This window comes from Pseudomonas sp. FBF18, assembly GCF_024261405.1.
Lineage (GTDB): Bacteria > Pseudomonadota > Gammaproteobacteria > Pseudomonadales > Pseudomonadaceae > Aquipseudomonas > Aquipseudomonas palmensis.
The window spans coordinates 344,091-369,916 of the sequence record NZ_QKRS01000002.1 but is presented as its reverse complement, the minus strand read 5'-3'; the positions used below and the strand labels follow the sequence as shown (position 1 = coordinate 369,916).

Below are 25,826 nucleotides of genomic sequence, written 5' to 3'. Positions count from 1 at the left end.
CGCCATCTAGCGTTGAGCGCGAAATTGCGCATTCGCGCAGACCCCACTGGCAAGGAGGCTAGACGGCCATGATCAGCCCGGCATCGATCAAATCCATTCGTGTGCACCCAGGGCTCGGCGTTGCCCGTGTCGGCAACGCCGATGGCGATGAGGAGTACGTACTCGCCGCGCAGGTGCCAGGGGCACTGGCCAGCAGCGCCGACGGGCAATTTCGCGATGCCAGGGGCCAGGTGCGGCGCCAGGCCGTGCGCTTTCGCCTCTATGCCGAACTGCACGATGGCACCGTACAGGAGCTGAGCCTGGACGACGGCGTGCAGATCGAATGGACCGTGGAAGTCGCCAACCTCAAGGCCGGCTGGTACGCCTTCGAAAACGCCATGGACCTGCCCGGCCAGTACGCCATCGCCGAAAAACGGCGCAACCCGCACGTGACCGGCACGCAGCGCCAGGCCCTGGACATCCGCCCCGGCCCCAGGACCATCAGCGGCCGCCGCCAGCAAGGCAAGCCCTTCCATTTCGACACCGGCACCTTCCACGGCAAACCCGTGTACCTGGGCGAACTGCGCACCGACGAGGCCGGGCGCCTGATCGCTCTCGGCGGGCACGGCCACAGCGCACCGCGGGTGGACAAGACCCCACCGACAACCTTCGCCAACAACGACGACTGGCACGACGACGTGTCGGACGGTCCGGTGTACGCACGGGTGACGTTCAACAATGGCCAGAGCCTGGATGCCGAGCCCGGCTACCTGGTGGTGACGCCCCCCAACTACGCGCCAGGGCTGTTCGGCGTGGTCACCATGGAAGAGGTGGTGCGCGACCTGTTCGTGCGCCAGGGTCAGCTGCCGGCCGAGCCGGGCTGTTCGTTCACCCGCGATATCTGGCCGATCTTCGAGCGCATGACCCACATGCAGTGGACCAACCAGGGCCTGTTCATGCTCAGCGGCCACGGTTCGCCACTCGATACCCAGAACCCCGACGTGGTGGCCCGGCTGGCCGACCCCGGTGAGGCCAGTGCGGACTTTCGGCGCAAGGTCTTCGCGCTGTTTCGCGACCCCGCCAGCACCGCCGAGTTCGCCCCGGCGCTGTTGCCCCTGTACGGCGACTATTACGGCGACTACGACCTCGACCCCCAGCCGCCATCCGCGGTCGGGCTCGCGGTCACCCCGCTGATGTACCAGGCCTTGAGCCAGTGGGTGCAAGGCGAATTCGTCGCCGACTGGCAGGGCGCGCCGGTGCCGGCAGACTTCGACACGCTCGAACCGCGCGCCCAGGCCCAGGCGCTGGACCGCGCCGGCCTGCATGAATGCCTGGGCGGCCCGTTCCACCCGGGCATCGAACTGACCTGGTTCATGCGTGTGCCCAGCGTGTGGCGCAGCCCTTATCGCCTGGCGGTACTGCCCCAGGGGCAGGCGGTGCGCCAGGATTTCGGTGACGAACTCACGCCACAGGTGTGCCTGGCACCCCAGGGCCCGCTGGACGGCGTGGGCCCGGGTTCGCTGACCCGCGCGCTGGGCGTGCCGTGGCAGACCGACGAGGCCTCGTGCCTGTCGGATGCCGAGTACGAGCCCAGTACCTACCTGTCGTTCCCCAGCTACTGGGGGGCCCGCGTGCCCAACCAGGTACTGAGCAGCGAGGCGTGGGAGCGTGTGGGCGCAAGACGTACCACGCCGGCGCAGCAGCTCAAGCATTTTTCCTACCGCGAGGACTGGCTGCGCGACCTGAAGGGCAGTTACTTCACGCGCATCAACCTGATGGTGAGCCACTGGTGGGAGTTGGGCATTCTGCTGGCCCATGACGCCACCCCCGAGGCGACCGCACTGGGGTTGCCGGCGCGGGCCTGGATCGAAAGCGGGCGGCCCGAGCGGGTCACCGGCTCCAATGCCAAGCTCGACCTGCTGGCGGTGATCGAGGCCCTGGATTCGCCGCCACCGTTGCTGGGCGAGACCGAACTGGAGCCGCCCAGGCAGAAGGTACCGCCACGTCGTCGGCTGCGCAGGGACGAGATTTGAACCCCGTGCACGACGTGCTGGTGGTGGGCGCCGGGCCGGCCGGCACGGCGCTGGCCATCCGCCTGGCGCAGGCCGGGTTGCAGGTGGGGCTGGTGGAGCGTGAACCCGAGGCTGCGCTGCGCCCCGGCGAGTGCCTGTCCCCCGAGGCGTTGCCTGCACTTGCCGCACTGGGGCACGCCGACCTGCTCGACGACAGCACCGTGGCGCGACGCTGCTGCGGCGTGCAGTCGATCTGGCTGACCAGCGAGCCGGTATTTCGCGACTACTTCTGCGAGCGCGCCGCCCATGGCGCGTTCCTGGAACGACGGGTGTTCGACGCCCGGCTGCGGGAAAGGGCGGCGGCGCTTGGGATCACCCGTGAAGACGACGTGCGGGTGACCCATGCCGATTTTGCCGACGACAGCATTACCCTGGGCGGTCGGCGAGGTGAACACCCCTGGCGCGGGCAGGCACGTTTCGTGGTGGATGCCACCGGCAAGGCCAGTTGCATCGCCCGGCTCGGCGGGGCACGACGCCAGCGCCTGAGTCGTCAGGTGGCCGTCGCGGCGCGTCTGCCCCGAGGTGGCTCGGAACTGGCCGACACCGAGTGGCTGCTGATCGAGGCGGATGCCCAGGGCTGGTGGTCCGGGGCCACCACCGCCAGCGGCCAGCGCCACCTGGTGCGCTTCTTTCCCGGCGGTGACGGTCAGCGCACCGCGCCGCAGTTGGCCGAGCAACTGCAGCGCACGCGCCTGATGCAGCGCTATGCAGGTGCCGACGAACTGGCCGCAGCGCAGGTTCAGGTGCTGGATGCCGGCTGCAGTGCACTGCAGCGCTGTGCATCGGCGCACTGGCTGGCGGTGGGCGAGGCGGCCATCGCCTTCGACCCGGTGTCGTCCCAGGGGCTGACCCACGCCCTGGGTGCCACCGACCTGGCTGCCCGCGCCATCCTGGCCAGGTTGCAGCAGGGCCGTCTGGACCTGCTGCACCAGTACGACCGGCACACCCGTATCACCCTGGGGCATTCGCTCAAGGGCCTGGCGCGGCACTACGCGCAGTGCCAGCCGTTGATGGCGGCGGGCTGAGGGCAGGGCGCCGGCGTTCCGGATTGCGGAATAAATTCCTCATCTGCAATACTGGCGCCGAATCCCTTCACTGGAACACCCTCTCCATGACGTATCGCCTGCAGGCTGACGCCGTGACGCTTCGCTACGACCAGCGCACGATCTCCACGGACCTTTCGGTGGCTATCACCGAAGGGTCCTTTACCGTCATCGTCGGCCCCAATGCCTGTGGCAAATCCACCTTGCTGCGGGCCTTGTCGCGCCTGCTGGTGCCTTCGAGCGGCACGGTGCTGCTCGATCAGGTCGATATTCACACGCTCGCGGCCAAGGACGTGGCCCGGCGGCTCGGCCTGCTGCCCCAGAGCGCGGTTGCGCCCGACGGCATCACCGTGGCCGACCTGGTAGCCCGCGGGCGCTACCCGCACCAGTCGTTCCTGCGCCAATGGTCGCAGGCCGACGAACAGGCCGTGACCGCAGCCATGCAGGCGGCGCAGGTCAGCGAGCTGTCCGAGCGCCTGCTGCAGGAGTTGTCCGGCGGCCAGCGCCAGCGGGTATGGATCGCCATGGTGCTGGCGCAGCAGACGCCGGTACTGCTGCTCGACGAGCCCACCACCTACCTCGATATCGCGCACCAGATCGAACTGCTGGAGCTGCTGGCCGAGCTCAATCGCCAGGGCCGCACCATCGTCGCGGTGCTACATGACCTCAACCAGGCGTGCCGCTATGCCTCGCACCTGATCGCCATGAAGGCCGGCGCCATCGTCGCCCAGGGCGACCCGGCGCGCATCTTCACCGAGGCCCTGGTGCAGGAGGTGTTCGGCGTGGCCTCGATGATCATCGCCGACCCGGTCAGCGGCACGCCGCTGCTGGTGCCCTTGTCGCGCGAGCGGGCGGTGGTGTCAGGCGCCTTGCCACGGCAGGCCGCCGGTTGACTGGTTGACCCGGCTGGCCGCCCGGAACAGCGCATCGCGGTCTTCGGGCGTCTTGAGCTGACCCAGGTCGGTCACCGTGGTCACCACACACACGATCTCGCCCTGGGCGTCGAACACCGGCGCGGCCTGCCCGGTGACATTCGACAGCAGGTGGCTGGTCTTCTCGGCCCAGCGGCTGCTGCGCACCTCGTCCAGCACAGCCTTGGCCGGCGCCGTGCCGCGAAAGTGCGCCGGTTGCAGCTTGCGCGCCGCATCGATGGTGGCCTTGGGCAGGAAGGCCTGGAACACCAGCCCGCAGGCGGTGTTGTCGATGGGCAGCACGTCGCCCAGGGCCAGCGGGTTGATCGAGAAGAACGCGCTGCGGTACCAGCGCACCAGCGTCGGGCCACGGTCGGTCCAGATCGCCACGCCGCCGCTGGCCGCATGCTGGTGGGCCAGCGCCTTCATGTGCTGGGCGGCGACCTCCACTGCATCCACCCGCTTGAGCGCACCGATACCGATGCTCAGCGCCGCCGGGCCCAGGTCGTACAGGCTGCTGGCCGGGTCCTGCCTGGCCAGGCCCTCCTTGACCAGACTCTGCAGGTAGCGGTGCGCGGTTGACGCGCCGGTCTGGGTGCGCCGCGCCACTTCCCCCAGGGCCAGTTCGTGCTCGGCGCTGGCCAGCACGTTGAGAAAGCGGGCGGCGATGGCGACGGACTGAATGGTGCCCGAACGTTTTTCGCCCGGCGCGTGCGGGGCGTCATCCGCAGCTGGAATGGTTTTTTTCAACGGGCCTCTCCTCATCGCCGGCTGGCGGCTGGTCCTCATCAGGCATCAAGTGCGCGCCGCTTGTGCGCGGCGTCGGTGCGCATGATACCGACTTTTCCGAGCGCTGGCCGGGCCCCTGGATTTACCACATTGCAGAATCAATTCTCTATTGAGGAATGAAGTGGCCACATGATACCTTTCGCACAAACGATTATGATTATCATTTGGAGCGTATCTTGAAGGCCTATTCACCCCTTGAACTCACCTGCGGTTTCAGCGTGCTGACCCTGGCGACCGTGCTCGGCATGGCGCCTGCGATGGCCGATGATGCCGTTGCTGCCCCGGGCAAAGGCGCAGTCACCTTCGAACCGATCATGATCACCGGGGAAAAGCTCGAGCGTGACCTGAAGAACACCGCCTCCTCGGTGTCGGTCAAGACTGCCCGCGACATCGAGCGCCAGAACACCGGCAACGCCAGCGTGCATGAAGTGCTCAATGACGTGCCCAACGTGATCTACACCGACTCGGTAGGCGCGCCGATCATCCGCGGCCAGGACACCCAGGGCCCGAACAACGGGCAGAACCAGTTCTGGGGCGGCACCGTGCCACGGGCCACCATCAACCTGGACGGCCACTACCTGAACTACAACGAGATGTTCTTCGGCGCCACCTCGGTGTGGGACGTGGACAGCATCGAGGTGTTCCGCGGCCCGCAGACCACCTCGCAAGGCGCCAACGCCATCGCCGGCGCGATCATCGTCAACACCAAGGACCCGACCTTCACCCCCGAGGCCGCCTACCAGGCCGAGATCGGCAACTACAACGCCAAGCGCACCTCCATCGCGCTGTCCGGGCCGCTGATGGGTACCGACCTGGCCGGGCGCCTGGCAGTGGACTACTCGGCGCGCGATACCTTCATCGACTACACCAACCCCAACTTCCAGAAGGGCAAGACCGACCACGACTTCAGCGCGCTCACCACCCGCGCCAAGCTGCTATGGCTGCCCACCGACATCCAGGGGCTGGAGGCCAAGTTCACCTTCTCGCACAACGAGAGCAACCGCCCCACCCAGGAAGCCGCCTCGGCGCCGTACCACAAGCTCGATCACACCACCACGACCATGCCCAGCTGGGAGCAGAGCACCAACACCAGCGTGCTGGACGTGAGCTACGACTTCGACAACGGCCTCAAGCTGATCAACCAGGCGCAGTATTCGTTGTCCAGCGTGCAGCGCTACACCGGCATCCCGGGGCAGGGCGACGCCGACATCAAGCAGAAGAACCTGTCCAACGAAACCCGCCTGGTGTTCGGTGACCAGCACAGCGTGCTCAGCGGCGCCACCGGCCTCTACGTGGCGCGCACCAGGACCGACGAAACCCTCAACCTGGCCGGGCTGTCGGCGTTCGACGACACCAAGGAAAACCTCGGCCTCTTCGGCGAGCTGAACTACCGCCTGAGCGACCTGTGGACCCTGAGCACGGGCCTGCGCTTCCAGCAGGACCGTATCGAGCGCGACGGCAACTCGGTGCTGGCGCCCACTGCGCTGGACTACCAGAAGACCTTCACCGCCGTGCTGCCCAAGGTATCGCTGGCCTACGCCGCGACCCCGGACTGGACCGTGGGCGCGATGGTCAGCCGCGGCTACAACCCGGGCGGTGTCTCGCTCAACCTGTCGACGCGCCAGTGGCAGTACTTCAAGGAAGAGTCGGTGTGGAACTACGAGCTGTTCACCCGCGCCAGCCTGTTCGATGACCGCCTGCGCCTGAGCGGCAACCTGTTCTACATGGACATGAAGGATTCGCAGTACAACATTCCGGTGGTGATCTCCACCGGGATCAGCCAGTCCTACACCATCAATGCCGAGAAGGCCCACGCCTACGGCATGGAACTGAGCGCCGACTACCAGCTGCTCGACAGCCTGACCCTCAAGGCCAGCGCCGGCACCCTGCGCACGCGCATCGACCGCATCACCAGCAACGACAGCTACCAGGCCAACGAGTTTGCCAAGTCGCCCGGCTACACCCTGAGCTTCGGGCCCAGCTGGGACGTGACCGACAAGCTCAACCTGTCGGCCCAGGTGCGGCATATCGACGGCTACTACTCCGACACGGCCAACAACTCGTCGTATTCGGTCGACTCCTACACCCTGACCGATGCCCGCGCCAGCTACCAGTTCACCCCGGCGGTGGAACTGTACGGCTACGTCAAGAACGTGTTCGACGACCGCTCGGCCACCTACCTGCAGCAGAACCGCGGCATCGGCGGCACCGAGGCGAGCATGACCACGCCACGCATGTTCGGCGTGGGCGTCAAGGGCTCGTTCTGAATCAACCCACTGTCAACGGCGGCCCTGGGGCCGCCGTACTCGATCACCTGCACCCGGAGCTTTGATGACATCGCCCAAGCGACTCCATATCGGCCTTTCACTGGCCCCCACCTGGCTCAGCGGCGACGCCTGGCGGCGCGCCGACAGCAACGTCGAGGGCCTGTTCACCAGCGCCTTCGCCATCGATCTGGCGCAGCGCGCCGAAGCGGCGCACCTGGACTTCGTGTTCCGCCCCGACGTCAGTTGCCTGCCGGTGGAAATGCTCGAAAGCGGCCCTGGCTTCACCAGCCTCGACCCCACCATCCTGCTGGCAGCCGTGGCCCAGCAGACCTCGCACATCGGCCTGGTGTCGACGGTGTCGACCACCTTCTATCCGCCGTATGTGGTGGCGCGCCAGCTGCAATCGCTGAACTGGATCAGCAACGGGCGCGTGGGCTGGAACATCGTCACCGCCTTGCAGGGGCACGAGAACTTCGGCCTTGAGCAGATGCCCGACGCCGACGAGCGCTATGCGCGGGCGGCCGAGTTCACCGAGCTGGTGCACCAGCTGTGGGGCAGCTTCCCGTTCGAGGCGCTGACCATCGACCGTGCCAATGGCTGCTATGCCGACACCACCCAGGTGCGCCCGGTCAACCATGAGGGCACCTACCTCAAGGTCAAGGGCCCGCTGAACCTGCCAGCCTTCCCCGGCACGCGCATTCCGCTGATCCAGGCCGGTGCCTCGGAGTCGGGGCGGGATTTCGCCGCCTCGGTGGCCGACCTGGTGTTCGCACCCACGCCCGACAAGGAAGCGGCGCTTGAACTGCGCCGTGACCTGGGCCGGCGCGCCGAACGCCACGGCCGCTCGGCGCAGGCGATCCGCCTGCTGCCGGGCCTGAGCCTGTACCTGGCCGACACCCGCGAGCAGGCCCGGGCGGTGTTCATGCAAACCCACGGGCGCATGAACCGCGCGCGCAAGCTGGCCTCGATCAAGGAAATGACCGGGCTGGACCTGGCCGACTGGCCCCTCGACCGCCCGGTGACCCGTGCCGACCTGCCGGTGGTTGCGCCGGACGCCTCCAGCCGTACCCACAGCAGCCTGCTGCGCCGCCTGATCGAGCGCGAGTCGCTGAGCATCGACCAGCTGCTGCTGCGCCCCGAGGTGATCTCGGCGGCGCACTGGCAGGTGGTCGGCACCGTCGACGATGCCTTCGAGCAGATCGCGGACTGGGCTGCCAGTGGCGCCATCGACGGCTTCATTGCCGCGCCCGGTGGCTCGGTCGAGTCGCTGAACCTGTTTCTCGACCAGTTGATGCCACGCCTGGTGCAGGCCGGCCTGTTCCGCAAGGGCTACAGCGGCTCGACCTTCGCCCACCACCTTGACGAGCAGGGCTAGACGATGAAAAAGACTGTGGTGGCCGTGCTGGCCATCGTCGCTGTGGCCAGCGCCGCCCTGTGGCTGGCCCGGCAGCCCGCCGAGCTTGCGGACGAGGCGCCGACGGCGTCGGCGCAGGCCTCGCCCAAGCGCATCGTGTCCACCTCGCCGAGCGTGACCGGCATCCTGCTGGCCATGGACGCGCCGCTGGTGGCCAGTGCCGCGACCACGCCCAGCCGCATCTCCGATGCCAAGGGCTTCTTCACCCAGTGGGCCGAAGTGGCCGACCAGCGCGGCGTGCAGGTGCTGTACAAGAACCTGGTGTTCGACCTCGAAGCGGTGGTCGGGCAGGCACCCGACCTGCTGGTGGTGTCGGCTACCGGGGCCGACAGTGTGCTGCCCCACCAGGCCGAGCTGCAGGCCCAGGGTATCGACACGGTGGTGGTCAACTACGCCAACCACAGCTGGCAGGAGCTGGCGCGCCAACTGGGGCAGGCCAGCGGCCTGCAGGCCCAGGCCGAGGCGGCCATCGAGCGCTTCGACGCCTACGCCGCGCAGGTTGCAACGCGCATCACGCCACCTGCCGGCGCGGTCAGCGTGGTGGGTTACAACCTGGGTGGCAGCTATTCGGTAGCGCGCCTGGACAGCCCCCATGCGCAGCTGCTGGCAGCTCTCGGGTTCGCGGTGGCCGGCTTGCCGCAAGGGTTGCAAGGGCAGGTCAAGCGCAGCTCCGACGTGGACTTCATCTCCCGTGAAAACCTCTCGGCGGCCATCACCGGCGACACGGTGTTCCTGCTGGGCGGCAGCGACGCCGACGTGCAGGCGTTTCTCGCCGACCCGGTGCTGGCCAACCTGCCGGCGGTGGTGCACAAGCGGGTATATGCACTGGGCCCCAGTTCGTTTCGCATCGACTACTACTCCGGGCGCGAGATGATCGACGCCGTGGCGCGGGCGTACCGCTGAGCCATGGTGCGATCAAGACGTTGTCAGGGCCTGCTGCTGGGGCTGCTGTTGCTGGTTGTGGCGGTGCTGGCGAGCCTGGTGGTGGGGTCGCGCAGCATCGGCGTGGCCCAGGTGTTCGAGGCGCTGTCGGCCTACGACCGGCTCGACGACCAGCACCTGATCGTGCGCGAACTGCGGGTGCCACGCACGCTGGTGGCGATACTGGCCGGGCTGGCGCTGGGCCTGGCCGGTGCGATCATGCAGGCGGTCACCCGCAATCCGCTGGCCGAACCGGGACTGCTGGGCATCAACGCCGGGGCCGGGGTAGGGGTGATCGTCGGTGTGGCCGTGCTGGGCCTGAGCAGCATGAGCGGCTACGTGTGGTGCGCCTTCGTCGGCGCCGGGCTGGCCGGGGTGGCCGTGTTCATGCTGGGCCGTGCCCAGGAGACCGGCACCAACCCGGTGCGCCTGGTGCTGGCCGGCGCCGGTCTGTCGGTGATGCTGGCCTCGGTCACCGGCATCATCATCCTCAATGCGCCGGCGCAGGTGTTCGACCAGTTTCGCCACTGGGCATCGGGCTCGCTGGAAAAGAGCGGCTTCGAGGCGGTGGGGGTGCTGGCGATGGCCGTGGTGCCGGGCGCTGTCACGGTGCTGGCGCTGGCCGGCAGCCTCAATGCCATGGCCCTGGGCAAGGACCTGGGCCTGGCGCTGGGGGTGAACGTGCGCCTCACCTGGCTGCTGGCCTGCCTGGCAGTGATGCTGCTGGCCGGCGCTGCCACCGCCGCTGCCGGGCCGATCGGCTTTGTGGGGCTGGTGGCGCCGCACCTGGCGCGCCTGCTGGTGGGCCCGGACTACCGCTGGATCCTGCCGTACTCGGCACTGTTTGCCGGCGTGCTGCTGCTGGGGGCCGATGTGCTGGGCCGGGTCGTGGCGGCGCCGGCGGAAGTGGCGGCGGGTATCGTCGCGCTGCTGATCGGCGGGCCGTTCTTTATCGCGCTGGTGCGCACATTCCGGTTGAGCAAGCTATGAACACTACCGCTACACGGGTCGTCCGCCTGGCCGCCCTGTCGTTTCGCTGGCAGCCCCGGGGGGTGCTGGTGTGTGCCGTGCTGGTGCTGCTGGCCCTGGGGCTGGGGGTGCTGCTGCTGGGCATCGGCACCTTGCCGTTGACGCCGGGCCAGGTGCTGGCCAGCCTGCTGGGGGCAGGGCCGAGCCCGACCACCGAGCGCATCGTGCTGCGCGTGCGCCTGCCCCGGGTGCTCACCGCGCTGTGCGTGGGCGCTGCATTGGGCATGGCCGGCTCGATCTTCCAGTCCATCTCGCGCAACGCGCTTGGCTCGCCCGACATCATCGGTTTCACAACCGGGGCGGCGAGCGGGGCGATCGTGCAGATCATCCTGTTCGATGCCGGCCCGCTGGGGGCGTCGCTGGCGGCGGTGATCGCCGGCGTGGGCACCGCTGCGCTGGTGTTCGTGCTGTCGATGAAGGGCCGCACCACCGGCGGCTACCGCCTGGTGCTGGTGGGCATCGGCGTGGGCGCGATGCTCTCGGGGCTCAACACCGTGCTGCTGGTGATGGGCAACCTCGACCAGGCCATGTCGGCGCAGATCTGGCTGGCCGGCTCGCTCAACACCCGCACCTGGTCGCATGTGCTGCCGGCGGCGCTGGGCCTGCTGCTGGTGGTGCCGGTGGCGGTGTACCACGCACGGCGCCTGAACATCCTCGAACTGGGTGACGACAGCGCCGCCCAGTTGGGTGTGGCGGTGGAGCGTACCCGCTTGCTGATGGTGATGGCGGCGGTGGGCCTGACCGCGATCGCCACCGCGGCGGCCGGCCCGATCAGTTTCATCGCCCTGGCCGCGCCGCAGCTGGCACGGCGCCTGACCACCTCGGCGCAGGTGCCGCTGGTGAGCGCAGCGCTGATGGGGGCGGTACTGCTGTTGGCCGCCGACCTGCTCAGCCAGCGTTTTGTGGCCAACCTCAACCTGCCCATCGGCCTGACCACCGGCCTGCTGGGCGGGGTGTACCTGCTGTGGCTGCTGGCGCGCAATCGGCGCGCCTGAAAGGAGGACGACACGTCGCGATTCATCACCTTTACGTAAACGTAACCTTGTGCCACTCTGCCGATCAGGTTGTCGGCGCCTGCGGGTGACGGCCCTGCAAATCTCAAGCACACTCCCTTGAGTTACATTGCCTTAAGTGCACAACGTTCGACGGGCGCTGGAGTAAGCGATGGCACGCACCATTCTAATAAAAAACGCCGCTGACCCTTTGCAGGAGTCACGCCAGGCACGCATGAAACTGGTCCATGACGGGGAGTTGCCGCTGGGCATGTTGCGCGACGAGATCGATGCCTCGTGGCGGCGCAGCCTCGGCCATGGCCTGAGTTGCCTCGAAGGCGAGCGGCACGAGCTGGCCGCCCCGCAGCGCGGTGAACTCAAGCGCCTGCTGGAAAGCAACCGGCTGCTGATCGACGCCGCCACGCCGGAGCTGGAGTACCTGGTGTCGCGCCAGGGCAAGGGCGGCATCATCATCCTCGGCGACGCCCAGGCCAACGTGCTGGCCATCGAGGGCAACACCGAGCCACTGCGCCAGACCGGGTTGCGCGACCTGCACCCGGGCAGTTGCTGGAGCGAGTCGGTGCGCGGCACCAATGCCATCGGCACCGCCGTGGTGGAAGGGCGCCCCACGCTGATCAACTGCGGCGAACACTACCTGGACCGCCTGAGCCCGTTCTCCTGCACCTCGGTACCGCTGCGCGACCCGCGCGGCGAGATCATCGGGGTGCTCGACCTGACCCGCGAAGGCGTCATGGCCCAGCCCCAGGACAACCTCTCGACGCTGCTGCTGGCGGCCGGCAACATCGAAAGCCGCATGTTCGGCCTGTGCTACCCCGAGCAACTGGTGGTGGCCTTCCACAACCGCCCCCAGTACCTGGGCAGCGCCTGGCACGGCCTGCTTGCCCTGAGCCTGGACGGCGAGGTGCTCGCGGCCAACGACCAGGCCTGCGCCTTGCTGCAGGTATCGCGCGCCGCCCTGGTGGGGCGCAGCTGCAGCGACCTGATCGGCGAACGCTCCAGCGCCTTCATCAGCCGGGTATGGCAGGGCGGCATCAGCAGCGTGCAGACCGCCAAGGGCGAGTTCTACTTCCGCTCCCAGCACCTGCCGCGCCAGCCCGTGATTGCCGCGACACCTGCACCCGCTGCCCCGGTGGCCGCGCAGAAGAGCGTCGACCTCGAGGCCCTGGCCGGGCGCGACAGCAGCCTTGCGCGCACCTTGCGCATGGCCCTGCAGGGCCTGAAGAACGAACTGCCGGTGCTGCTGCTGGGCGAAACCGGCACCGGCAAGGAAGTGGTAGCGCGCGCCCTGCACCAGGCCAGCCCGCGTGCCGGCAAGCCGTTCGTGGCGGTCAACTGTGCGGCCATACCCGAGGGGCTGATCGAGTCCGAACTGTTCGGCTACCGCGAAGGGGCCTTCACCGGCTCGCGCCGTGGCGGCATGGTCGGGCGCCTGATGCAGGCCCACGGTGGCACCCTGTTTCTCGACGAGGTGGGTGACATGCCGCTGGCCCTGCAGGCACGCCTGCTGCGGGTACTGCAGGAGCGCCGGGTGGCGCCGCTGGGCGCCGGCGAAGAGCAGGACATCGACGTGGCGGTGATCTGCGCCACCCACCGCGACCTCAAGCGCCACGTGCTCGAGCAGCAGTTTCGCGAAGACCTCTACTACCGCATCAACGGCGTGAGCCTGCGCCTGCCGGCACTGCGCGAGCGCGACGACCGGGGCGCCCTGATCGACAGCCTGCTGCACAAGTTCGGCGCCCACGGCGTGCGCCTGAGCAAGGAGCTGGCCGCGTTGCTGAACAACTACGACTGGCCCGGTAACATCCGCCAGCTGGAGATGGTGCTGCGCTCGGCGGTGGCCATGCGCGAGCCGGGCGAGCCACTGCTGGGCCTGGAACACCTGACCGACTGCCTGCTTGAAGACCTCAGGGGCAGCACCCAGCAGCCGGGCAGCATCCGCGAAAACGAGGAGGAGCTGATCCGTGGCGCCCTGGCGCGTCATCACGGCAACATCACCGCGGCAGCCGATGCCCTGGGCATCAGCCGCGCCACGCTGTACCGCAAGATCAAGCAGCTGCGCAGTTGAACCGCCTGGGCCGAGTGCTGCTGCGCCTGGTCAATACCGACGACCCGCAGCTGATGCGCCGGGCGCTGGCCTGGCTGTACGGCTTCGTGCGGCCCCACGGGCGGGCGATCGGCGTGCTGCTGGGGTTGTCGCTGGGCGCCTCGCTGCTGGTGCTGGCCCAGCCCTGGCTGGTCAAGACCCTGATCGACGAGGGCCTGCTGGCCAAGGACTTCGAGGTGCTGTGGCACATGGCGGCGATCATGGTTGGCGTGGGGCTGGCGAGCACCGTGCTGTCGGGGGTCAACCGCTACCTGCACACGCGCCTGTCGGGGCGCATCCTGTTCGCCCTGCGCGACGACCTGTATGGCCACCTGCAGCAGCTGTCGCCCAGCTTCTACGGGCGCAAGCGGCTGGGCGACATCCTTTCGCGGCTCGATGGCGACGTCGCGGAAATCCAGCGTTTTGCGGTGGATTCGCTGTTTTCGGCGGTTTCCAGCCTGATCGGCCTGGTGGGCGCGGTGAGCCTGATGCTGATGCTGTCGTGGCAGCTGACCCTGCTGCTGGCGGTGCTGATTCCCATCGAGGTGCTGTGGCTGCGCTGGATGCGGCGCAAGGTCGAGCGCGAGGTGCGCCAGCTGCGCGAACGCTCGGCCGATGTCTCGTCGTTTCTGGTCGAGACCCTGCCGGCGATGAAGTTCATCCAGGCTGCGGGCCAGCAGCAGCGCGAAGCCGGGCGCCTGGGGCGACTGGGCCAGGGCTACATGGGGCAACTGCTCAAGGTGCAGGTGACCGAGTTCCTGACCCAGGCGGTGCCGGGCACCCTGACCTCGCTGTGCCGCGCCGCGGCGTTTCTGGTGGGCGGCTACTGGGTGATCCAGGGCACCTGGCAACTGGGCGCGCTGATTGCCTTTTCCACTTATCTGGGCATGGCGGTGGGGCCGGTGCAGAGCCTGTTGGGCCTGTACGTGGCGGTCCAGCGCATGGCCGTGAGCCTGGGCCGGGTGATGGTGTTGCAGCAGGAGCCGGTCAGCGTGACCCAGCCGGCCGCGCCGCAGCCGATGCGTGACGGCGGCGGCGAGCTGCGCCTTGAAGGAGTGTGCTTTGCCCATGAGCAGCGTCGTGGCGCGGTGCTGCAGGATGCCCGGGTGTGCATCGGCGCCGGGCTCAAGGTTGCCATCAGCGGCGCTTCGGGGGTTGGCAAGTCGACCCTGATCGACCTGCTGCAACGCTTCTACGACCCGGACCAGGGGCGCATCCTGCTCGACGGCCAGGACCTGCGCGACCTCGATCTGCTGGCACTGCGCCGGCGCATTGCGGTGGTCAGCCAGGACATCGTGCTGTTTCGCGGCACCCTGGCGCAGAACCTGGCCTACTGCCGGCCCGACGCGAGCCGTGCAGAACTGGAACAGGTGGTGGGCCTGGCGCGCCTGGACAGCCTGGTGCACAGCCTGCCCCTGGGCCTGGACGGGCCGCTGGGTGAACGTGGGCAGCAGTTGTCCGGTGGGCAGAAACAACGCATCGCGATTGCCCGCGCCCTGTTGCAGCAGCCATCGATCCTGGTGCTCGACGAAGCCACCTCGGCGGTCGACGAGGCCACCGAGCGCGAGGTGATCGCGGCCATCGACCAGCTGTTCGCCGGGCGCACGCGCATCCTGATCAGCCATCGGCCGTCCACCCTGGACGGCGCGGACCTTCACCTGCACCTCGAGGACGGGCAATTGCGCTGTGTACAGCCGCAGCCCGTGCGGCATGGGCACTAGCCTGCGTGTCGGGGTGATCGACAGCGGGTGCTCGGCGCATCAGGCCGGGCCTATCGCCGGTGGCCGGCGTTTCTGGCTGGAGCACGGCGAGTTGCGCGAGGGGCAGGTGCAGGCCGATGTCCTGGGGCATGGCAGCCGGGTACTCGACTGCCTGCTGGCCCAGGGCGGTGCCGGCGAGGTGCTGGTGGCGCAGGTGTTCGACCGCCACTGGCAGACCTCGGCATTGCAGGTGGCGGCGGCGCTGCTGTGGCTGGTGGAGCAGGGCGCGATGCTGGTCAACCTGAGCCTGGGCCTGCAGCAGGACCGCAATGTACTGCGTGCGGCCTGCGCCGTGGCCGTCGAGGCCGGGGTGCTGCTGTGCGCATCGAGCCCGGCGCGCGGTGCGCCGGTGTACCCGGCGCGTTATCCGGGGGTGATTCGGGTAACCGGCGATGCCCGCTGCGCGCTGGGCCAATGGTCGTGGCTCGACACGCCCCAGGCCGATTTCGGCGCTGCGGTCGATCCGGCCAGCGGCGTGGCGGGGGCGAGCCTGGCCAGTGCGGCGCTGTGCGGCCAGGTGCGCGCACTGTTGACGGCGCAGCCGAACGCGGGTCGCGAACAGGTACTGGAGCATCTGCGCCAACAGGCCGCCTTCATTGGTGCAGAACGCCGTGGGGGCGTGCATGGCTGAGCCGCGCATCCTGATACTGGGCGCCGGGCCCGCAGGCGCGGCGTGCGCCATGGGGTTGCAGCGCCTGGGCTACACGGTCGAGCTGGTGTGTGACTGGCGCCGGTTCGAGGCGGTGGAGGGCGTGTCCCAACGGGTGCTCGACGGCCTGCGCCATGCCGGCCTTGGCAGCGCACTGGAACAGGCAGCCATGCCCGCGCGCCGCCAGGTGCACTGGAACGGCCAGCAGCAATGGCTGAACCAGGAATGCCTGCTGGACCGCCGCCGCTTCGATGCCGCCCTGCGCGATGACCTGCGCCGGGCCGGCGTGGGCTTGATCGAAGCACGGGTGAGCAAACTGCACAGCACGGCGCACGCGCACCAGGTGCAGCTTAACGATGGCCGGGTGCTGCATGCCGATTTTCTGGTGGAGGCACGCGGGCGCCAGGCCCCGTTGACGGCGAGCCGCCTGCGCGGCCCCGAAAGCGTCAGCCTGCTCAGTGTGTGGCAGGGCGCGCCGGCCGAGCCGGTGTCGGCGGTGCAGAGCCTGGCCGACGGCTGGGCCTGGATGGCGCGCCTGGCCGATGGCCGCTGCTATTGGCAGATCAGCCTGGACAGCAGCGCCGGCGGTCTGCCGGGCAAGGCGCACCTGCCTGAGTACTGTGTCCGGCGTCGGGGCGAATCGGCACTGGTGGCCGAGGTATTCGGCGCGGCGGCCGGGCAGGCGGTGCCGGTGCATGCGCGCAGCAGCACGGCGATCCTGGCAGGCGCATGCGCGGGGCACAACTGGCTGCGCATCGGCGACGCCGCCATGGCGGTGGACCCGCTGTCGGGCAACGGCATCTTCCAGTCGCTTTCCTCGGCCCTGCAGGCGCCCGCAGTGATCAACACCCTGCTGCGCCGCCCCGGGCAGCAGGCGCTGGCCCTGCGCTTTCATCAGGAACGTATCGAGCAGCTGTTCCTGCGCTTCGCCCGCATCGGCCGGGATTTCTATGCCCAGGAGGCAGACAAGGCCGGGCAAGCGTTCTGGGGCCCGCGCCAGGTGTGGCCGGATGCGCAACCACTGCACCTGGCCGGGGACTTCCGCCAATGGCAGGTGCAGCAGCGCCCGGTGGTGAGCCACGGCTTCATCGAACAGGCCGAGGTGGTGGTGGGGCCCGACCAGCCGCTGGGTATCTGGCACCTCGACGGCGTGCCGCTGGCCCCGTTGGTACGTGGGGTTCAGGCCGGTCAGCCATTGCAGTGGCTGCTGCACGGCAGGCCGGCGCCGGAACAGGCCAGGCTGCGCGGCTGGCTGGCCGCGCAGGGGTACCCGGTGTGACACCTCAGAAAAAGGTGCCCACCAGCAGTTGCAGGTAGGTGCTGGTGTCGCTGCTGCCCAGCTGCAGGCCGCCGTTGTCGGCACTGCGATCAGGCTTGTAGAAACCCAGCAGCGGGCTGATCAGCAGGTGCTCGTTGACCATCCACTCCACGTACAGGTCCAGCTCGCGGCCACCCAGGTTGCCACGCGCCTTGTCCAGGGTATCGAAGTCGAAGTACAGCGCGCCAAGGGTCAGGTTCTCCCGTGGCGTGGCCTTGAGGCCCACGTGATGCACCTGGCTGTTGCTGTTGAACGGGCCGGCATAGTTGGCCGCGACCTCGCCCTGGAACCAGGTGCCGTAGCCGCGGCTGGCCCCGTAGAACAGCGGGTCGAAGGCATTCGAGAAGCGGCTGTAGCGGTAGGTGGCGGTCGGGCTCCAGGGCACCTCGGAGAAGGTCCAGGCGCCTTCCAGGTACCAGGCGTTCTCGCGCCCGCTGCGTTTGTCCTGGGTCACGTATTCGGCGGCCACCTCCAGGTCCTTGACCCCCAGGCTGCCGCGCCCGCGCAGGCTGACAGTATCCATGCCATCGCGCTCCTGCAGGCCCAGGATCGACGCATAGCGCCGGTCGACATCCAGGCCGCGAATCCATGAAATGCCCAGGGTGCCGGCTTCGCCCACCTGTTCGAGGTTGGCGATGGCAAGCTCGGTATCGGCCTGGTAATGGTTGTCCGACTTCAGCCACATCAGGTCGCCGCGCAGGCCCTCGCTGCCGCCCAGGCGCAGTACGGCCGTGCGGTCGAAGGCCTTGCGCGCGGCCAGGTAATAGGCGCCGCCGCGGTTGAAGTTCGCGCCCAGGTCGACCTTGCCAAGGTTGACCGGATCACCCTGGATCAGAAAGCCGTCGCCCAGGGTCAGCGTCTGGCGGCCGGCGGAAACGTCCACGCCGTCCTTGCCCAGCGCCGGGAACAGGTCGCCGGAGCGCCAGCCCAGGTAGGCATCCTCGACGCCGGTGCGCCGTTCGCTGCCCAGGGTCAGGCCGGCGGCGTCGCCGTCGCCCCAGGTACCGGAGCTGACCAGGTTGAACGCGCCGTAGGCCGTGCCCGCAGCGCCCAGTGCCTGGCTCGCACTCAGCCCATACTTGATGTAGCCCTCGCGCCAGGCACTGCTGCCGGGCTGACGGTTGCCGCCCACCGCGTAGCTTTCGTCACTGTGAAATACGCCGAACAGGGCCTCGAGGTCGGCGTTCAGCACGCGGCCCTCGTTGTTGTACAGCTCGTGGGCCTGGGCGCTGCAGGCCATGAGGGCAAGCGTCAGCGCCAAGGGCGTGCGGGCGGCTCGAATCATCGGTGTGCTCCTTTCTTGTTGTTATCGAAGGTGTGCAGCGAGCTGCACCGGCCCAAGCAACTACTGCGCCATGCCTGCACGACGCGTGCAACCCGATGAAATGTCGGCGATTTGTCTCCCAGCCCGGCGAGATCGAGGCGGGCCGTACTGTCTCAGCCGCCCATCGACTGTCTCAGAACGGCACACACGCACGCACTCCCAGGATGCCTTGAAACCGGCCAAGCTGCTGTTCTGGCAGGTGAAACCTGGCCTGGCGCAGTACTTGTATGGCCGCTTGCACAACAACAAGAAGGAGTGGGCGTCGTGAGCGATCTGCGATGGGATACGTGCTGGCCACCGGCCCTGGGGCTGCTGCTGTGCTGCGCGCTGCTGTGGTGGCTGCCCCAGGTGGGCAACCTGCTGCTGGTGCTGATTGCCGGGCTGGTGGTACTGGGCGCCGTGCGCGCCCGGCTGCGCCAGATACTCTGGCGCCTGGCGCTGGTGGGGCTGTGTGCGGCGTGCCTGAGCCTGGTGATGCACCTGCTGGCCGACCATTTCCAGCTGCGCTACATCTGGCTGTACAGCAGCGCCACGCTGCCGGCCTACCTCAAGGTCGCCAACCTGTGGGGCGGCGATGAAGGCACCGTGCTGCTGCTGGCAACCCTGTGCATGGGCATCGGCGTGCGCAATGCCGCGCTGCCGGGCTGGGCCGGGCGCGCCAATGCGCTGGTGGCGGCCTGGTACACCCTCACTGCCGCCGGGTTGGGGCCGTTCACGGCAACGCCGGCCGACTGGCTGGCGGCCCAGGCGAGCCAGGGCATGAACGCACACCTGCAGACGATCTGGATGGCGTTTCACGCGCCGCTGATTATCGCCGCCTATGCCTGGGCCATCGCCCCGGCCGGTGCTGCGCTGGATGCACTGGCACGTACCGGCGACGCCTACGGTGCGCTGGCATGTACCTACGGCAGGCGCGCCTGGCTGGTACTGACCGCCGGCATCGGCATGGGCATGGTGTGGGCGCTCGAAGACTTCACCTTCGGCCAGCTATGGCACTGGGACCCGGTGCAGACAGCCGCCTTCGCGGTGTGGGCGATGCTCGGCGCGGTACTGCACGGGGCACGGCGCTGGCGGCCGCAGGGCCGCCACTGGCGCGCGCTGCCGCTGTTCAGCCTGCTGACTGCCGCGCTGGCCTGCATCGCCATGTCGGTGACGCGCAGCGAGGTGCTGGCCAGTTCACACCGCTATATCGGTACCACTTCATGGCTGGGGCACCTGGCGCTGGCGGGGGGCATCCTCGGCCTGATGCTGTGGTTTGCCTGGCGAGCGTTCAGGCGGCCGGCGGCGCAGGCCCGCCCAGTGCGCCGGTCGGCTTCGGACTGGGGGCTGGACCTGTCGATGTGGCTGTTCGCCGTGGCCGCATTGCTGGCGGTGGGCCAACTGCTCGGCGCTCATGTCGGTCAGTGGCTGGCGCTGGAGAAGGCCTCGGAGCTCAAGCCGTTCTTCGAGACCCTGGCCGTGTGGGCCAGTGCCGAGGAGCTGGCCGGTCTGCGCCGGGCCTTCGATCACTGGGACGTGGACGGCCATGCCCTGGGCAAGTGGCTGATGCCCGTCATCGGCTTGCTCGGGCTGCTCGGCGGGTGGGTGTTCCTGCGGCGCAGCCTGCCGGCGCGCTATGCCGGCCTGATTACCCTGGGCATGGCGCTGTGGGTGGCGCTGACGGCCTGGCGCGGTGCCTGGCTGACCTCGCGCTACACCGGCGAAGGGGTGCTGTCCCAGCGCATCGTGCAGGTGCTGCCGTGGCTGGATGCGGCCCTGCTGGCCGGAATGTTCCTGCTGCTGGCGTGCCTGGCCTGGGGCATGCGGGTACTGTGGCGCAGCCGCCGGCTCGGCACCCTGCGTCATACGGCGCCGTTGGCGCTGATTCACGGTGGGGCGATGGTGGCGCTGGCCGGTGGCCTGCTGGCCACGGCACTCAATACCTACATGCCCATCAATATTGCCCCGGCTTCATCACCGCAGGCTTGGCACCGGGTGGCCGATCAGTTGCAGGTGCGCGTGCTGCCGGTAAGCAGCCAGCAGAACTTCTCGGGCTACCAGGCGGTGGCGCAGGTGCAGTTGCGCAGCGACGACCAGGTCATCGCCGGGCACGCGCTGTTCCAGGACCGGCGCGCATTGCCGCCGGCCTATCAGGGCCCGGTGCGACAGCTGTGCGAAATCCTCGACTACCGTTATGCACGCCATGTGGGCGACCCGGGCTATGTGCTGCACCCCTTCATCGTGCGCGGCTGGGCCCAGGACCTGCAGGTATGGGTACCGGCCTCGCCACGCCTGATGACGGCCGCCGGCACGCTGGACGGTGGCGACGCGATCCAGGGGGTGATCGTGGTACGGCGCTATCCGTTCGTGTCGCTGGTGTGGCTGGGGTTGCTGGCGATGGTGCTGGGTATGCTGGTGCTGCCGGGCCAGGCTCACCCGGCCAGGCAGTGGTCTCAGCTGTCTCAGAGTTAGACAGTCATCGCGAAATTGCACGCCCGGGCAGCGCTTGAATCAATGTTGTTTATCAGGAGTATCCACTAACTATTTGTTAAACAAGGAATTGATTTTGTTGGCATGCACTCTGCTTGGTGTGAGTCAGATGTGCAGTACAGCCCCTCGCCGGGCGCGGACGATTTATAAAAACAATACCGTGGAGGCCTGACCTTGAAGACAACACGACTCTGGCATTACCTGAGTGCCGGCACCCTGGCCATGCTGGCCTGTGCTGTTCTGCCCCCCGCCGTGGCCGAAGATGGCAAGGCGATTCTCAATGCCAAGTGCATGGCCTGCCATACCCCCGAGGGCAACGACGCCCTGAGCCGCATCAGCCACCAGCGCAAGACCCCCGAAGGCTGGCTGATGAGCATTGCGCGCATGCAGTTGATGTACGGCGTGAAGATCAGCGATGAAGACCGTCGCTCGGTGGTCAAGTACCTGGCCGACAGGCAGGGGCTGGCACCCAGCGAGACCGATGGCATGCGCTACGCGATGGAGCGGCGCCTGAACACCGTGGAGAAGTTCGACGAACCCCTCAACCAGATGTGTGCCCGCTGTCACTCCGGCGCGCGGGTGGCGCTGCAGCGTCGGCCGCTGCAGGAGTGGGAACGCCTGGTGGAGTTCCACCTGGGGCGCTGGCCGTCGCTGGAATACCAGATGATGTCCCGCGACCGCGACTGGCTGGGGCTGGCGCGCAACGAAGTGGCGCCCCAGCTGGCCAAGGACTACCCGCTTGAGAGTCAGGCCTGGAGCGACTGGCAGAAGAGCAAGCCGGGCGCCGATGCACTGCCGGGGCAGTGGAGCTTCAGCGGCCACATGATGACCAGGGGCGATGTGCGCGGCGTGATGAGCGTGACCCACGACAGCGGCGACACCTTCAACATCGAGGTCAAGGGTCAGTATGCCGACGGCACGCCGTTCAATGGCAGCGGCTCGGCCATCGTATACAACGGCTACGAATGGCGCGGCAACCTGAAGATCGGCGATGTGCGCATGCATCAGGTATTCGCGGCCCTGAACGGCGAGATGAAAGGGCGCATGTTCGAGACCGAGCATGACGAGCGCGGCCTGGACTTCAGCGCGGCCAGGCAGGACAACCCCCGCCTGCTGGCGGTACAGCCGGCGTTCATCCGCGCCGGCAACGAGGCCGAGCTGACCCTGGTGGGCAGCGGCCTGTCCGGCACCCCGGACCTGGGCGCAGGCGTTGAGGTGGTCAAGGTGCTGGAAAGTACCCCGCAGCTGCTGCGGGTCAAGGTCAAGGCGGCAGCCGATGCCGCGCCGGGGCTGCGCAACGTGGCCCTGGGTGCGCTCAAGGGCGTGGACCTTGCGGTGTACACCGAGGTCGCCGAGGTCAAGGTGGTGCCGGTGTATTCGGTGGCGCGCATCGGCGAGAACGGCGGCACCACGCCCAAGGTGCAGGGCCGCTTCGAGGCCGAGGCGTGGGGCAAGGGCGCCGATGGCCAGCCTTACCGCATCGGCTACCTGCCGGCCAAATGGACGGTGGAGCCGTTCAACGAGCAGGCCAGGGACGACGAGGACGTGAAGTTCGCCGGCACCATGCAGCGCGACGGGGTGTTCCTGCCTGCCGGCGCCGGGCCGAACCCGCAGCGCAGGATGATGGCCAACAACGTCGGCAACCTGAAGGTGATCGCCCAGCTGGAGGAGGGTGGCCTGCAAGGCGAAGGGCAACTGATCGTCACGGTGCAGCGCTGGAACAGCCCGCCGCTGCCCTGACCGCGAAGGCGGTGGGCGAGCGCGTCTCGCCCGGCTTTGCCACGACGAATCGTCACATTTGCGGAGGTCACCATGGGTGCATTATTGAATCTGGTCGAACGCAACCTGCACGAAGTGCGGGTGGACGACGACCGCATGCTGTTCCACATCCCCAGCAGCTCGCTGTTCGCCACCGATGACGTTACCGGCGGCATCATCGACGCCCTGCGCGTGCAGAGCTGCACCAGCGAAGACCTGGTGCTGCGTCTGGCCGGACGCTTCGCCGGGCAGGACGTCAACGAGACCCTGCGCGAGCTGATCGCGCTGGAAGTGGTCAACGACGGCTCGCCGCTGACCCCGGAGCTGGGCATCAGTCGGGTCGAGCGCACAGCGCTCAACACCGTGGTGCTGAACGTCAACACCGGCTGCAACCTCAGTTGCACCTACTGCTACAAGGAAGACCTGGACAAACCCTCGGCCGGCAAGAAGATGGGCGCCGACACCGCCGAGGCCTCGGTGGAGATGCTGCTGCGCGAGTCGCCCGACGAGGAGCGCTACAGCGTGGTGTTCTTCGGCGGCGAGCCGTTGTCCAACCGCCCGCTGATCGAGCACATGGTCAACTACTGCGAGCGTCGCTTTGCCGAGGCCGGCAAGCAGGTGGAATTCATCATGACCACCAACGCCACGCTGCTCACCGAAGAGATCGTCGACTACCTCAATGCCCATCGCTTCGGGCTGTCGGTGAGCATCGACGGGCCCAAGACCGTGCACGACCGCAACCGCATCACGGTGGGCGGGCAGGGCACCTACGACGTGGTGCGGCGCAAGGTCGACCTGCTGCTGTCGCGCTACCGCAGCCGCCCGGTGGGCGCGCGGGTGACGCTGACCCGTGGCATCACCGACGTGGAGACCATCTGGAACCACCTGTTCAACGAGCTGGGCTTTGCCGAGGTCGGCTTTGCGCCGGTCACCTCGGGCGACATGTCCGACTTCAACCTCACCGGCGACGAACTGGTGGAGGTGTTCGCCAACATGAAGGCCCTGGGCCGGCGCTACCTGGAGGCGGCGCTGGAGCACCGCAACATCGGTTTTTCCAACCTGCACCAGCTGGTCACCGACATCCACGAAGGCCACAAGAAGGCGCTGCCCTGTGGGGCCGGGCTGAAAATGCTGGCGGTCGACCACAAGGGCGAGCTCAACCTGTGCCACCGTTTCACCGGTTCCAGCCTGCCGACCTTCGGCAACGTGCACGGCGAGGTCAAGCAAGCCGAGCTCAACGACTTCCTGTCCCAGCGCCTGGACCGCAGCGGTACCGGCTGCGACACCTGCCACATTCGCAACCTGTGTTCCGGCGGCTGCTACCACGAAAGCTACGCCCGCTATGGCGACCCTACCCATCCCACCTACCACTACTGCGAACTGATGCGCGACTGGGTGGACTTCGGCATCGAGGTCTACAGCCGCATCATGGCCGCCAACCCGGCCTTCATCAGCAGTTACATCACCCCGCGGAAGGCGCACTGACATGAAACATCTGAAGCCGCTGAACAACAAGGCACTGATTCTGGAACAGGCCGCTGCCGAAGACCGTCTTGAGGAAGTGGTGGCAATGAGCAGCGTGGCCGGGTGCACCGCCACCACCGACCCGGGCTGGGAGGTGGACGTGTTCGGGGGGGTGGCGTCGCTGTGCCAGCCGATGGAGGCCGACCTCTATGGCTGCTCCGACCCGTGCTGGTGGCCGGCCCAGGTGCCGGACATGATGAGCACCTTCCCCGACTGGAACAAGGACGCGCAAAGCTCCGACGAGGGCTGGCGCAACCTCACCACCGTGTTTCCGAACGACAAGTGACCTGACGACAAGAATAAAAAAGGATACCGCTATGAAGCTTCAGTTCATCGGCCGCATGGCCGCGACGAGCTTGGGTCTGTTTGCCATCTGCACCGCTGCCGGTGTCGGCCTGGCCTTCGCCGCCAGCGACGTACCCGCCAACGCGTCGGGGCCTGCGCTCAAGCCGGGCAAGGAATACCTGCTGGCCACCAACTACCCCAACAACCTGCACCTGATCGACGTGGCCAGCGACACGCTGTACAAGACCTGCCAGATGCCCGACGCCTTCGGCCCGGGCGCGGCGCAGGTGGCGCCGGACAAGAAGGTCGCCTACGTGCTCAACAACCACTACGGCGATATCTACGGCATCGAGCTGGACACCTGCAAGACGGTGTTCCATGCGCGCCTGGCGTTCAAGCCGGGCGAGCAGGCCAAGTCGATGCTGTCGCTCGCCGTCAGCCCGGACGGCAAGGAACTGTACAGCGTGGCCAACCCCACGCAGATTCTCAACGACCACTATGCGGTGCAGGCGCCGCGCCTGCAGGTGTACGCCACCGACGCCGGGTTGAACGCCCAGCCGCTGCGCACCTTCGAGGTGCCGAGGCAGATCTCGATCATGCAGGCCGCGGACGACGGTAGCCTGTACATGGCCGGGCGCGACATCTACAAGCTGGACGTGAAGACCGGCCAGTACAGCGTGGCCTTGCCCACCGGCAGCTGGAAGCGCCCGCTGTACAGCCCGCCGGACCTGCTCTACATCTGGTCTCACCAGACCGCCCGGCGTGATTTCTCGTTGCTCTACACCGCCGCCAAGTACAAGGACGAGAAACAGGACGCTGACACCGCCGACTTCGTCTACGGCTACGTCAGCGTCGACCTGACCACCGGCAAGACCCAGGTTCAGGACTTTGCCCCGGTCACCGAGGTGTACTTCACCGGCATGCGCTCGCCCAAGGACCCCAACCAGATGTTCGGCGTGCTCAACCGCCTGGCCAAGTACGACATCAAGCAGCAGAAGCTGATCAAGGCCGCGAACCTGGCGCATTCGTACTACTGCATCAGCTTCGACAAGGCCGGCAGCAAGCTGTACCTGACCGGCACCTTCAACGACGTGGCGGTGTACGACCCGGACAGCCTGGAGCTGGTGGCGAACATCAAGCTGCCAGGCGGCGACATGGCCACCGGTACCGCACAGGTATTCACCCGCTGACTCAACGCAGGCGGGCAACCGCCTGCGC

The 25,826-nt window shown here is 67.9% G+C and carries 19 protein-coding genes; 17 read left to right on the top strand and 2 right to left on the bottom strand.

Features of this window, described 5'->3' with window-relative positions:
- Positions 1-68: 68 nt before the first annotated feature.
- From DN387_RS05415 to DN387_RS05405, 3 genes are all read left to right on the top strand, one after another.
- A complete protein-coding gene (locus DN387_RS05415; protein WP_054914472.1) occupies positions 69-2,012 on the top strand; it encodes a LodA/GoxA family CTQ-dependent oxidase in 1,944 nt (647 codons plus the stop codon).
- Between the two features lie 5 nt (positions 2,013-2,017).
- Positions 2,018-3,076, top strand: coding sequence for an NAD(P)/FAD-dependent oxidoreductase (locus DN387_RS05410; RefSeq protein WP_229590264.1), 1,059 nt, complete (start codon positions 2,018-2,020; stop codon positions 3,074-3,076).
- Between the two features lie 86 nt (positions 3,077-3,162).
- Positions 3,163-3,987: an ABC transporter ATP-binding protein gene (locus DN387_RS05405; RefSeq protein ID WP_043861228.1), complete on the top strand. Its 825-nt coding sequence runs from the start codon at positions 3,163-3,165 to the stop codon at positions 3,985-3,987.
- Here DN387_RS05405 and DN387_RS05400 read toward each other — a convergent pair.
- Positions 3,955-4,755 (bottom strand): IclR family transcriptional regulator, encoded by an 801-nt coding sequence (locus DN387_RS05400; RefSeq protein WP_235384208.1) that lies wholly within the window; start codon positions 4,753-4,755, stop codon positions 3,955-3,957. The genes DN387_RS05405 and DN387_RS05400 overlap by 33 nt on opposite strands.
- 215 nt (positions 4,756-4,970) lie before the next feature.
- Between DN387_RS05400 and DN387_RS05395 the strand changes: the two genes are divergently transcribed.
- The 9 genes from DN387_RS05395 to DN387_RS05355 all read left to right on the top strand — a co-directional run bounded on the left by DN387_RS05395 (position 4,971) and on the right by DN387_RS05355 (position 17,209).
- The gene (locus tag DN387_RS05395) at positions 4,971-7,061 is read left to right on the top strand and encodes a TonB-dependent receptor (RefSeq protein ID WP_054914650.1); all 2,091 of its coding nucleotides are present in this window, start codon (positions 4,971-4,973) and stop codon (positions 7,059-7,061) included.
- A gap of 64 nt (positions 7,062-7,125) precedes the next feature.
- Positions 7,126-8,436 carry an NtaA/DmoA family FMN-dependent monooxygenase gene (locus tag DN387_RS05390; protein ID WP_054914474.1) on the top strand — a complete coding sequence of 437 codons (1,311 nt, stop codon included), beginning with the start codon at positions 7,126-7,128 and terminating at the stop codon, positions 8,434-8,436.
- A 3-nt stretch (positions 8,437-8,439) separates the two neighbouring features.
- Positions 8,440-9,378, top strand: coding sequence for a Fe2+-enterobactin ABC transporter substrate-binding protein (gene fepB / locus DN387_RS05385; protein ID WP_082405697.1), 939 nt, complete (start codon positions 8,440-8,442; stop codon positions 9,376-9,378).
- 3 nt (positions 9,379-9,381) lie between these two features.
- Positions 9,382-10,386, top strand: coding sequence for an iron ABC transporter permease (locus DN387_RS05380; protein WP_054914475.1), 1,005 nt, complete (start codon positions 9,382-9,384; stop codon positions 10,384-10,386).
- Complete coding sequence (locus DN387_RS05375) at positions 10,383-11,420, top strand: iron chelate uptake ABC transporter family permease subunit (RefSeq protein WP_054914476.1); 1,038 nt, start codon at positions 10,383-10,385, stop codon at positions 11,418-11,420. The genes DN387_RS05380 and DN387_RS05375 overlap by 4 nt, the downstream gene beginning before the upstream one ends.
- A gap of 169 nt (positions 11,421-11,589) precedes the next feature.
- Positions 11,590-13,503: a sigma-54-dependent Fis family transcriptional regulator gene (locus DN387_RS05370; RefSeq protein WP_054914477.1), complete on the top strand. Its 1,914-nt coding sequence runs from the start codon at positions 11,590-11,592 to the stop codon at positions 13,501-13,503.
- 5 nt (positions 13,504-13,508) lie between these two features.
- A complete protein-coding gene (locus tag DN387_RS05365; protein WP_054914652.1) occupies positions 13,509-15,242 on the top strand; it encodes an ABC transporter ATP-binding protein in 1,734 nt (577 codons plus the stop codon).
- Entirely contained in the window at positions 15,232-15,912 is a 681-nt protein-coding gene (locus DN387_RS05360) for a hypothetical protein (protein WP_054914653.1), read from the top strand. Before DN387_RS05365 ends, DN387_RS05360 begins: the two co-directional genes overlap by 11 nt.
- Positions 15,905-17,209 (top strand): NAD(P)/FAD-dependent oxidoreductase, encoded by a 1,305-nt coding sequence (locus DN387_RS05355; protein ID WP_054914654.1) that lies wholly within the window; start codon positions 15,905-15,907, stop codon positions 17,207-17,209. The genes DN387_RS05360 and DN387_RS05355 overlap by 8 nt, the downstream gene beginning before the upstream one ends.
- A 4-nt stretch (positions 17,210-17,213) precedes the next feature.
- Here DN387_RS05355 and DN387_RS05350 read toward each other — a convergent pair whose 3' ends face one another.
- On the bottom strand, positions 17,214-18,533 hold the full coding sequence (locus DN387_RS05350; protein WP_054914478.1) for a hypothetical protein: 1,320 nt from the start codon (positions 18,531-18,533) through the stop codon (positions 17,214-17,216).
- A 303-nt stretch (positions 18,534-18,836) separates the two neighbouring features.
- Here DN387_RS05350 and ccsA point away from each other — a divergent pair, with 303 nt between their 5' ends.
- From ccsA to peaD, 5 genes are all read left to right on the top strand, one after another.
- On the top strand, positions 18,837-21,023 hold the full coding sequence (gene ccsA, locus DN387_RS05345) for a cytochrome c biogenesis protein CcsA (RefSeq protein ID WP_236171761.1): 2,187 nt from the start codon (positions 18,837-18,839) through the stop codon (positions 21,021-21,023).
- A gap of 192 nt (positions 21,024-21,215) precedes the next feature.
- Positions 21,216-22,781, top strand: a complete 1,566-nt coding sequence (gene peaA, locus DN387_RS05340; RefSeq protein WP_054914479.1) for a quinohemoprotein amine dehydrogenase subunit alpha — start codon at positions 21,216-21,218, stop codon at positions 22,779-22,781.
- Between the two features lie 72 nt (positions 22,782-22,853).
- Complete coding sequence (gene peaB, locus DN387_RS05335) at positions 22,854-24,284, top strand: quinohemoprotein amine dehydrogenase maturation protein (protein WP_054914480.1); 1,431 nt, start codon at positions 22,854-22,856, stop codon at positions 24,282-24,284.
- A gap of 1 nt (position 24,285) precedes the next feature.
- On the top strand, positions 24,286-24,609 hold the full coding sequence (gene qhpC, locus DN387_RS05330; protein WP_054914481.1) for a quinohemoprotein amine dehydrogenase subunit gamma: 324 nt from the start codon (positions 24,286-24,288) through the stop codon (positions 24,607-24,609).
- Between the two features lie 31 nt (positions 24,610-24,640).
- Entirely contained in the window at positions 24,641-25,798 is a 1,158-nt protein-coding gene (gene peaD, locus DN387_RS05325) for a quinohemoprotein amine dehydrogenase subunit beta (protein WP_082405698.1), read from the top strand.
- Positions 25,799-25,826 lie beyond the last annotated feature (28 nt).

What these genes read in the sequence shown, in the direction of transcription:
- DN387_RS05415 (WP_054914472.1), top strand. Translation starts at nt 69, where the DNA reads ATGATCAGCCCGGCATCGATCAAATCCATTCGTGTGCACCCAGGGCTC.
- DN387_RS05405 (WP_043861228.1), top strand. Translation starts at nt 3,163, where the DNA reads ATGACGTATCGCCTGCAGGCTGACGCCGTGACGCTTCGCTACGACCAG.
- DN387_RS05390 (WP_054914474.1), top strand. Translation starts at nt 7,126, where the DNA reads ATGACATCGCCCAAGCGACTCCATATCGGCCTTTCACTGGCCCCCACC.
- fepB (WP_082405697.1), top strand. Translation starts at nt 8,440, where the DNA reads ATGAAAAAGACTGTGGTGGCCGTGCTGGCCATCGTCGCTGTGGCCAGC.
- DN387_RS05380 (WP_054914475.1), top strand. Translation starts at nt 9,382, where the DNA reads ATGGTGCGATCAAGACGTTGTCAGGGCCTGCTGCTGGGGCTGCTGTTG.
- DN387_RS05375 (WP_054914476.1), top strand. Translation starts at nt 10,383, where the DNA reads ATGAACACTACCGCTACACGGGTCGTCCGCCTGGCCGCCCTGTCGTTT.
- DN387_RS05370 (WP_054914477.1), top strand. Translation starts at nt 11,590, where the DNA reads ATGGCACGCACCATTCTAATAAAAAACGCCGCTGACCCTTTGCAGGAG.
- DN387_RS05360 (WP_054914653.1), top strand. Translation starts at nt 15,232, where the DNA reads ATGGGCACTAGCCTGCGTGTCGGGGTGATCGACAGCGGGTGCTCGGCG.
- DN387_RS05355 (WP_054914654.1), top strand. Translation starts at nt 15,905, where the DNA reads ATGGCTGAGCCGCGCATCCTGATACTGGGCGCCGGGCCCGCAGGCGCG.
- DN387_RS05350 (WP_054914478.1), bottom strand. Translation starts at nt 18,533, where the DNA reads ATGATTCGAGCCGCCCGCACGCCCTTGGCGCTGACGCTTGCCCTCATG.
- peaB (WP_054914480.1), top strand. Translation starts at nt 22,854, where the DNA reads ATGGGTGCATTATTGAATCTGGTCGAACGCAACCTGCACGAAGTGCGG.
- qhpC (WP_054914481.1), top strand. Translation starts at nt 24,286, where the DNA reads ATGAAACATCTGAAGCCGCTGAACAACAAGGCACTGATTCTGGAACAG.
- peaD (WP_082405698.1), top strand. Translation starts at nt 24,641, where the DNA reads ATGAAGCTTCAGTTCATCGGCCGCATGGCCGCGACGAGCTTGGGTCTG.